The organism is Corynebacterium ureicelerivorans, assembly GCF_000747315.1.
Classification (GTDB): Bacteria; Actinomycetota; Actinomycetes; order Mycobacteriales; family Mycobacteriaceae; genus Corynebacterium; species Corynebacterium mucifaciens.
Window position 1 is genome coordinate 2,271,630 of sequence record NZ_CP009215.1, and the last position, 8,361, is coordinate 2,279,990.

The window sequence follows — 8,361 nt, forward strand, 5'->3', positions numbered from 1 at the left end:
CCGGCCCTAGCCAGGGGGCTTTAGCCGGGCCATAGTGGGGGAGACAACTTTTCGGGGGGACCATGGACTACAGAAACGACCGGCAGCTGGTGGCTGACTACGTAGGCGGGGACCGGCACGCCTTCAAAATCATCGTGCGGCGCCACCGCCAACGCATGCACCTCGTGGCCCGCAGCTACGCGCGCAACGAGCAGGATGCCCAGGACATCGTCCAAGACGCCCTGTTCAAGGCGGCGCGTAGCCTGCACACCTACCGCGGGGACGCGAAGCTTTCCACCTGGCTGCACCGCATGACCATCAACGCGGCGATCGACCACCAGCGTAAGGACGACCGCGCAGGCGCGAAGTACAGCCTGGACGACGACGCAGCAGTGGACATCGACGCAAACAAGTACCTCGCCTACAACCCCATGGAGAGCATGGAGCGCACCATGGCGATGCGCCAAGCGCTTGCGGTCCTGCCCACGGCGCAGCGCAAGGCACTGTGGCTTATCGACGTCGCGGGGATGAGCGTGGGCGACGCCGCCGCGGAGCTTGGGGTGCGGCCGGGCACCGTGAAGTCGCGCCGCTACCGGGCCCGGGAGGCCGTCGCTGCGGCAATAGGGGAGGGCGCTCCGGCGCGCTAAGATCTGCAACCATGACTTCCCCCGGCTTCAACTTTGTCACCCCCAAAACCGAAGCGGCGGCTGCACCTGCCGCCGCCGGCACTGACAAGGTCCACGACCTCATCATCGTCGGTTCCGGCCCCTCCGGATACACCGCCGCCCTGTACGCCGCCCGCGCCGAGCTCAAGCCCCTCGTATTTGAGGGCTACGAGTACGGCGGCGAGCTGATGAACACCACCGAGGTGGAGAACTTCCCCGGTTTCGAGGACGGCATCATGGGGCCGGACCTCATGGCCAACATGCGCGCCCAGGCCGAGAAGTTCGGCGCGGACCTGCGCCAGGAGCTGGTGGAGAGCGTCGACTTTTCCGGCGACGTGAAGAAGGTATACGTGGACGGCGCGGAATTCCGCGCCAAGGCCGTCATCCTGGCCACCGGCGCCGCACCCCGCCACCTGGGTATCCCCGGCGAGGCGGAACTCACCGGCCGCGGCGTGTCCACCTGCGCGACCTGCGACGGCTTCTTCTTCAAGGACCAGCACATCGCCGTCGTCGGCGGTGGCGATTCCGCAATGGAGGAGGCCACCTTCCTCACCAAGTTCGGCTCCAAGGTGACCCTGATTCACCGCTCCGAGAACTTCCGCGCCTCCCGCATCATGCTTGAGCGCGCGCGAGAGAACGAGAAGATCGAGTTCCTCACCGACACCATCGTCGAGTCCGTGGTGGAGGCCGACGGCAAGGTCGGCGGCCTGAACATCCTCAACGTGGCTACCGGCGAAAAGTCGGTGCTCGATGCCACGGCGCTGTTTGTCGCCATCGGCCACGACCCGCGTTCCGGGTTCCTGGAGGGCCAGGTCGCCGTGGACGAGCAGGGGTATGTGGAGGTGGCGGAGCCGTCGACAAGCACCAATGTGGCTGGCGTCTTCGCCTGCGGCGACTTGGTGGACAAGACCTACCAGCAGGCCATCACCGCCGCCGGCGCCGGGTGCCGGGCAGCGCTGGACGCGCAGCACTACCTCGCGGCGCTGTAGACTGTCCGCATGAGCGCACCAGTTGATGTGACCCAGGCAACCTTTAAAGACGAGGTCATCGAGGCGGATATCCCGGTGCTCGTGGACTTCTGGGCGGAGTGGTGCGGCCCCTGCCGCAAGCTGTCCCCACTGTTGGACGAGGTCGCCCAGGACATGGACGGTCAGGTGAAGGTGGCGAAGGTCAACGTGGACAACGAGCGCGCGCTCGGCGCCATGTTCCAGGTCATGTCCATCCCCACCGTCCTCCTGTTCAAGGACGGCAAGAAGGTCGATGAGTTTGTCGGCCTTCGCCCGAAGTCCGACATCGTCTCCAAGATCCAGGCGCAGCTTTAACAGCGCGTATACTGCTTCTGTCCGTCTGAACCAGAAAGGCCCGCATGCGAGAGATGTTGCACGTTGGCGACTCCAGCACCCGTGTTGCCGAGGCCCGGATGTCCCTTGCACGCCTCGGGCTCCTCGACGGCTACGAGGGCGACATCGACACTACCCGCCGCTTCTCCGAGAGCGAGATGCTTTTCGACGACATCCTGTGCGAAGCCGTCAAAGCCTTCCAGCAGTCGCGCGGGATCATGCCCACCGGCGCCATCGATGACTCGACGCTGCGGGAACTGCGCGAGGCGTCCTACACCCTCGGCGCCCGCGTGCTGAGTTACCAGCCGGGCCAGGAGATGGTCGGCGACGACGTTGCCCAGCTGCAGTCCCAACTGCACGAGCTGGGGTTCTACCCGCACCGGGTGGACGGCCGTTTCGGGCCGTACACCTACGAGGCGCTGATGAACTACCAGCTCAACTCCGGCCTCGATGACGACGGCACATGCGGGCCCGACACCCTGCACGCCCTTTCTCTGCTGGGCCGCCGCATCACAGGCGGGTCCGCGCAGGCAATCCGCGAGCGCGAATCCGTGCGCCAGGCGGGCCCGAACCTCGCCGGCAAGCGCGTAGTGATCGACCCTGACCTCGGCGGCAGCGACCGCGGCCTGGTGGTGGACGGGCCATACGGCCAGATCACCGAAGAGGAGATCCTCTGGGACCTGGCGCAGCGCATCGAGGGGCGCATGGTCGCCGCAGGCATGGAGACGATTATTTCCCGGCCCCGCGGGGACAACCCTTCCACCAAGGAGCGCGCTGACCTCGCCAACGGTTTCAAGGCCGACCTGCTCATTTCCCTGCGCCTGGATTCCTACCCCAACGAGAAGGCCAACGGCGCAGCCACCTTCTACTTCGGCTCGGAGCACGGCAGTTCCTCGCTGACCGGAGAAACCCTTTCCGGCTACATCCAGCGCGAGATCGCCGCCCGCACCCAGCTGCAGAACTGCCGTAACCACGCCCGCACCTGGGAAATGCTGCGCATGACCAGGATGCCGTCTGTGGAGCTGGTGGCGGGCTACCTGACCAACCCGGGCGACGTAGCCGTGCTGACCGACCCGCACGAGCGCGACGCGATCGCCGAGGCCGTGGTGGTCGCCGTGAAGCGCCTTTACCTGCTCGATCACGACACCCGCCCCACCGGCACCTACTCCTTCAAGGAGCTGCTGCGCGAAGAGGAGCACGCCTAGAGCGGCCCTAGTCGGTGCCCTGGATGAGCCCCATGATGCGCTCGAAGTCGTCCTTGTCGCCGAACTCGACAACGATCTTGCCCTTGCGCTTGCCCATAGTCACCGACACCTTCGTGTCCCAAGCGTCCGCGAGCGAGTCGGCAGCCTGGGTGAGATACTCCGGCTGAGGGACGGGCTGGCGCTTCGGCTTGTCGGGCATCGTGCCGTTCGAGTTGATCAGGGAGACGGCCTCTTCTGTCGCACGCACTGAAAGCCCCTCGGCGACAATGCGGTCGGCGAGCTGGGCTTGGGCGTCGGCGGTGTCGTCGCCGAGCTTGATACCCAAAAGCGCACGGGCGTGGCCCGCGGAAAGCACACCGGCGGCGACCCGGCGCTGCACGCCGACGGGCAGGTTGAGCAGGCGGATCGCGTTGGTGATCACGGGGCGCGAGCGGCCCAGTTTGTCGGCGAGCTGCTCCTGGGTCACGCCGAACTCGTCAAGTAGCTGCTGGTACGCGGCGGCCTCTTCGAGCGGGTTGAGCTGGACGCGGTGGATGTTTTCCAGCAACGCGTCGCGCAGCATGTCCTCGTCGGAGGTCTCGCGGACGATGGCGGGGATGTGCTTCAGGCCAGCTTTGGAAGACGCGCGCCAGCGGCGCTCGCCCATGATGAGCTCGAAGCCCTCCTTGGTGTCGCGCACCACGATGGGCTGGAGCAACCCAAACTCGCGGATGGAGTGCACCAGCTCGGCCAGTTCGTCCTCGTCGAAGACCTGGCGCGGCTGCTTCGGGTTCGGGATGATCTGCCCGATGGGGATTTCCTGGTAACGCGCGCCCACCGGCACGGGCTGGATCACCTTGTCGCGCTTGGCGGACACCGTCGGAGCGCCCTGGACCTTCTTGGGGGCGCCCTTCGGTGCGTCGGTAGGCTTGGGTGCCTGCTTGCCAAAGATGACGTCGGAGGCGCCCACGCCGATGGCCGGGGTCTTGCCGTTGTTGTCGATGTCGGCGGGCGCCGAAGGGATGAGCGCCGCCAGTCCGCGGCCGAGGCCGCCTTTGCGTTCTGCCATGGTGTTACTCCTCTTCGTCGAGCTGCGCGTAAACCTCCGGGCTCACGCCGATTGGGCCGGTGCTGGGGTGGGGCTGGTAATCGCCGCGGTGGGCCAGCTCGCGCGCGGCGTCGAAGTACGCCAGGGCTCCGCGTGAGCCCGGGTCGTAGTCGATGACGGTCTGACCGTAACCGGGCGCCTCTGAAACTTTCACGGAGCGCGGGATCACGTTGTTCAGCACCACTTGGCCGAACTGGCCGCGGACCTCGTCGGCTACCTCGGACGCGAGTTTCGTGCGCGCGTCGTACATGGTGAGCACGATCGCGGAGATGTGCAGGCTGTTGTTCAGGTGCTCGCGGATCATGCCGATGTTGCCCAGCAGCTGGCCCACGCCCTCCAGCGCGTAGTACTCGCACTGGATGGGGATGAGCACCTCGTCCACCGCGGTCATCGCGTTGATGGTGAGAAGCCCAAGCGACGGCGGGCAGTCGATGAACACGTAGTCGAAGCCGTGCTCGTCGAGAAAGCCACGGCGGATCTGGTCGTGCAGGCGGTACTCGCGCCGCACCATGGAGACGAGCTCAATCTCCGCGCCGGCCAGGTCGATGGTGGCCGGAATGCAGAACAGATTCGGGTTACTCGGGTGCGGCTGCACGGCGTCGGAGGCGTTAGCCTCGCCGATGAGTACCTCGTAGCTGGAGGTGGTGCCGGAGGTGTGCTCCGCACTGAGCGCAGTCGAGGCGTTGCCCTGCGGGTCCAAGTCGATCACCAGCACCTTCAGGCCCTGGCGGCTGAGAGACGCGGCCAGGTTCACGCTGGTGGTGGTCTTGCCCACGCCGCCCTTTTGATTGGCCACGGTGATCACGCGCGGCTGGTCAGGCTTGGGCAGCGTCTCGCGTCTCGACGTCACACGCGCCGCGCGCCTCGCCGCCTCCATCACAGGAGTCTCGTCGAAGTTGTCCATCTACGCCCCCTTCTTCTTCCGCTGGATGCGAATCAACGTGGTCGGCTGCTCCAGGGCCGAAGCGCCGACCGTGAGGATTTCTGCGTCCACGCCGCCGGCCTTGGCTATCTCTTTCTGGTCGCGCTCGAGCTCCTCGGCCACGGACTCGCCCTTCATCGCGATCATGTACCCGCCGCCCTGCAGCAGCGGAATGGACAACCCGGCGAGTTTACCTAGCGGGGCGACGGCGCGGGAGGTGACGGCGTCGAACGCCGCCTTGGGCTGCTCCTCGGCGCGCCCGCGCACAACCGTCACGTTGTCCAGACCGAGCTCGGCAATCACCTCCCCGAGGTACGTAGAGCGCTTCAACAGCGGCTCGATCAACGTGATGGACAGGTCCGGCCGCGCGATGGCCAACGGGATACCGGGAAGACCCGCGCCGGAACCAATGTCCGCCACCTTTAGCCCGGGCTCGAACGCCTCCGCAATCACCGCGCAGTTAAGGATGTGCCGCTCCCACAGGCGGTCCACCTCTTTCGGTCCGATGAAGCCGCGCTCGGCGGCCGTGGTGGCCAACGAGCGGTGGTAGGCCTCGGCGAGCGGGAGGCGTTCTCCAAAGACTTCGGCTGCGGCTGCAGGGGTGGTGTCCGACATGCACAACACTGTAGTCGGCCCGCCGACATGAAAAATCCCGGCCACGTTGGGCCGGGACGAAACGTCGATAAGCTCGCGCTACTTACCTTGCTTCCGCTGCTTCTTTGTGCGGTGATCCTTGGTGCGGACACCCGGGGCGGGGGCGGTGGTGCGCTTGAGCTCCACCTTGCGGGCCTCCTCGGCGGCCTCCTCGGCGTCCATCTTGTTGTTCAGCCACATGGACTGGAAGAACGTCCACACGTTGTTGGTGAGCATGTAGAACAGCAGGCCGATGTGCCAGATCACGCCGGTGGCAAGAATCATGACGGGGAAGAACCACAGCATGAGCTTGTTCATCATGCCCATCTGCGACTGCATCATTTCGGCCATTTCGCCCTGCGGTTTCGGGCCCTTACCGGCGGCCTTGCGGGCTTCCTGACGGTTGATCATGATGCGCGCGTTCAGGTGCGTGAACGCGGCACACAGGATGACCAGCGGGGCGCATACGGCGATGATCTTCGCTCGGGTGAGGTCCGCGGTGCCGAACGCCGCGAAGGCCTCTTGCGGCATCTTCATGTACGCCGACAGCGGCACACCGAAGAAGTCCGCATCGAGGAAGGACCGCACGTCCTCCGCCGGGAAGGCATAGTTGGCGGTGTTGCGGTTTTCTTCCACGGACATGCCCAAACCGGCGCCGCCGGTACCGGTGCGGTTGAAGGAGCGCAGCACGTGGAGCAGGCCGATGAAGATGGGCATCTGCACCAGCGGCACGATGCAGGACGCAAGCGGGTTGGTGCCCATCTCGCGGTAGAGCTTCTGCGTCTCTTCCGCGATCTTTTGTTGGTCACCCTTGTACTTCTCGCGGATCTCCTGCATCCGCGGCTGCATCTCCTGCATCTTGCGCGTGGAGCGCATCTGGTTCACCATCGGCTTCAGCAGCAGCAGGCGCACCGTGCAGGTCAATAGGACAATGGCAAGAATCCAGGAGATGCCTGTGTCCTTGGGAACGGCGAAGCCGATGACCTCGTGCCAGAACCTCAGCACCCAGGAAATCGGCCAATAAATGAAATTCAGCACGTCTCGGTGTTACTCCTCACTCATTCCAATGCTGCCCGGCACCGGGTCGTACCCGCCGGGGTGCCAGGGCCCGCACTTGCACAGCCTGGCCGCGGCCATTGCGCCGCCGCGCACCGCACCGTGCCGGGACACGGCTTCAAGCGCATACGCACTGCATACTGGCATAAAACGGCACGTCCCGCCCATCTTAAGGGGTGAGAGGTACTTTTGGTAACCGCGAACCAGCCCCACCAGCGCTTTTGCGGCCGGACCCCAGGCTGGCGGGATCTCCCCGCCGGCGAAGTTGACGTAGGCCATCAGCGCTTCTTCTGCACCTTTTCTAGGGCCTTTTCCAAATCGTGGGCAAGCTCGTCGCTCGTCGCGGCCGCGGATCGCGGGAGCGCGCGGATGACCACGTCGCATTCGCGCGGCAGCGTATCGACGATGCGTCGCTGCACCACCGTGTGACGCAGCTTGCGCGACACGGCATGGCGCGTCACCGCGTTGCCCACTTGTTTGGACACCACCAACCCGAAGCGCGGCCCGCCCTGGATGATGGGGTCCTCCCGATAGTGCACATGCACCATTAACGTGCGAGACCCCGCGCGCACACCCTTCCTCATCGCAGTTTTGAAGTCTGCGGACGAGGTGAGTTTATGCGGGCGGGGTAACACGCGGGAGACCGAAACTATGCGGTCAGGTTTGCGCGACCCTTCTTGCGGCGCGCGGAAACGATGGCGCGGCCTGCACGGGTCTGCATGCGGGCGCGGAAGCCGTGCTTGCGAGCGCGGCGACGGTTGTTCGGCTGGTAAGTCCGCTTGGACACGGTGGACTCCTTCAGGGGTCGTGAACAGCCAGCGGCTCGCGAAAGCCTCCCGGGAAAGTGGCCGTTCCAAAAGTTGAAACGTTGCGTTGAGATTGCGGATCCACTCCTGTGCGGAGCGCAGCTCGCGTGCAGCGCCTTCGCCAGCTCGCCTTGCGGCGGCCCGGTGCCCGGCGGGGGCGGTGCTCTCAGATGTACGACGGTGCAACCGACGTAAAGACGAACTTCAGGGTACGCGAGTTTCGGCGTTCCGGCCAAATCAACACGCGCCTACGCGCGGGTGCCCCCGTAATTACATACTTGTGTTTTTCCGCAGGTTGGCGCACCAATCCTTGGCGCACCCTGCGAGAGGGCCGTAAGAAAGTGGACAACTGTTCGACGGACGGAGTTATCCACAGCTTCCACTCACAACGTTGTTTCGACAGCCCTATCCGTGAGCGGTAACAATGGAGAAATCACCACAATCGCACACCCTCACACCGCACGGGGCTGTGTATAACTGTGAAGTTCTTGTTGAGACTTTCCGTCTAGGCGCCCCTTTTGCGCAGGTTACGGCGGTATTCTTCGATCTGCACAGTTATCCACAGGCCGTGCGTAACTTGTGGAAAACACGCGCTGCTACAGTATCCACAGCTGTGGATAACGCTGTGGAACAGCAGGTGAGCGTCCACCACAGGGGCGGGCGGCGTT

Annotated in this window: 11 protein-coding genes; 4 read left to right on the forward strand and 7 right to left on the reverse strand. The window is 65.0% G+C overall.

Annotation, left to right across the window (positions count from 1 at the left end; translation table 11 throughout):
* Nucleotides 1-62: 62 nt before the first annotated feature.
* Genes CUREI_RS11085 through CUREI_RS11100 form a run of 4 tightly spaced genes read left to right on the forward strand, consistent with a single transcriptional unit; the run spans nucleotide 63 to nucleotide 3,189 of the window.
* Nucleotides 63-626 carry an RNA polymerase sigma factor gene (locus tag CUREI_RS11085; protein ID WP_038613532.1) on the forward strand — a complete coding sequence of 188 codons (564 nt, stop codon included), beginning with the start codon at nucleotides 63-65 and terminating at the stop codon, nucleotides 624-626.
* 11 nt (nucleotides 627-637) lie between these two features.
* Nucleotides 638-1,633, forward strand: coding sequence for a thioredoxin-disulfide reductase (trxB, locus tag CUREI_RS11090; protein WP_084768385.1), 996 nt, complete (start codon nucleotides 638-640; stop codon nucleotides 1,631-1,633).
* Between the two features lie 9 nt (nucleotides 1,634-1,642).
* Nucleotides 1,643-1,966 carry a thioredoxin gene (trxA, locus tag CUREI_RS11095; protein WP_038613533.1) on the forward strand — a complete coding sequence of 108 codons (324 nt, stop codon included), beginning with the start codon at nucleotides 1,643-1,645 and terminating at the stop codon, nucleotides 1,964-1,966.
* 44 nt (nucleotides 1,967-2,010) lie between these two features.
* The gene (locus CUREI_RS11100) at nucleotides 2,011-3,189 is read left to right on the forward strand and encodes an N-acetylmuramoyl-L-alanine amidase (RefSeq protein WP_038613535.1); all 1,179 of its coding nucleotides are present in this window, start codon (nucleotides 2,011-2,013) and stop codon (nucleotides 3,187-3,189) included.
* 7 nt (nucleotides 3,190-3,196) lie between these two features.
* On the opposite strand, the gene CUREI_RS11105 is transcribed toward CUREI_RS11100, so the two are convergent.
* From CUREI_RS11105 to rpmH, 7 genes are all read right to left on the reverse strand, one after another.
* Entirely contained in the window at nucleotides 3,197-4,237 is a 1,041-nt protein-coding gene (locus tag CUREI_RS11105) for a ParB/RepB/Spo0J family partition protein (RefSeq protein ID WP_038613537.1), read from the reverse strand.
* 4 nt (nucleotides 4,238-4,241) lie between these two features.
* A complete protein-coding gene (locus CUREI_RS11110) occupies nucleotides 4,242-5,180 on the reverse strand; it encodes a ParA family protein (protein ID WP_038613539.1) in 939 nt (312 codons plus the stop codon).
* On the reverse strand, nucleotides 5,181-5,813 hold the full coding sequence (gene rsmG, locus CUREI_RS11115) for a 16S rRNA (guanine(527)-N(7))-methyltransferase RsmG (protein ID WP_038613541.1): 633 nt from the start codon (nucleotides 5,811-5,813) through the stop codon (nucleotides 5,181-5,183).
* A 78-nt stretch (nucleotides 5,814-5,891) separates the two neighbouring features.
* Complete coding sequence (gene yidC, locus CUREI_RS11120) at nucleotides 5,892-6,869, reverse strand: membrane protein insertase YidC (protein ID WP_038613543.1); 978 nt, start codon at nucleotides 6,867-6,869, stop codon at nucleotides 5,892-5,894.
* Between the two features lie 9 nt (nucleotides 6,870-6,878).
* Nucleotides 6,879-7,166, reverse strand: coding sequence for a membrane protein insertion efficiency factor YidD (gene yidD, locus CUREI_RS11125; protein ID WP_038613544.1), 288 nt, complete (start codon nucleotides 7,164-7,166; stop codon nucleotides 6,879-6,881).
* A complete protein-coding gene (gene rnpA / locus CUREI_RS11130) occupies nucleotides 7,166-7,522 on the reverse strand; it encodes a ribonuclease P protein component (RefSeq protein WP_038613546.1) in 357 nt (118 codons plus the stop codon). Before rnpA ends, yidD begins: the two co-directional genes overlap by 1 nt.
* A 14-nt stretch (nucleotides 7,523-7,536) precedes the next feature.
* Complete coding sequence (rpmH, locus tag CUREI_RS11135) at nucleotides 7,537-7,674, reverse strand: 50S ribosomal protein L34 (RefSeq protein WP_038613548.1); 138 nt, start codon at nucleotides 7,672-7,674, stop codon at nucleotides 7,537-7,539.
* Nucleotides 7,675-8,361: the final 687 nt, after the last annotated feature.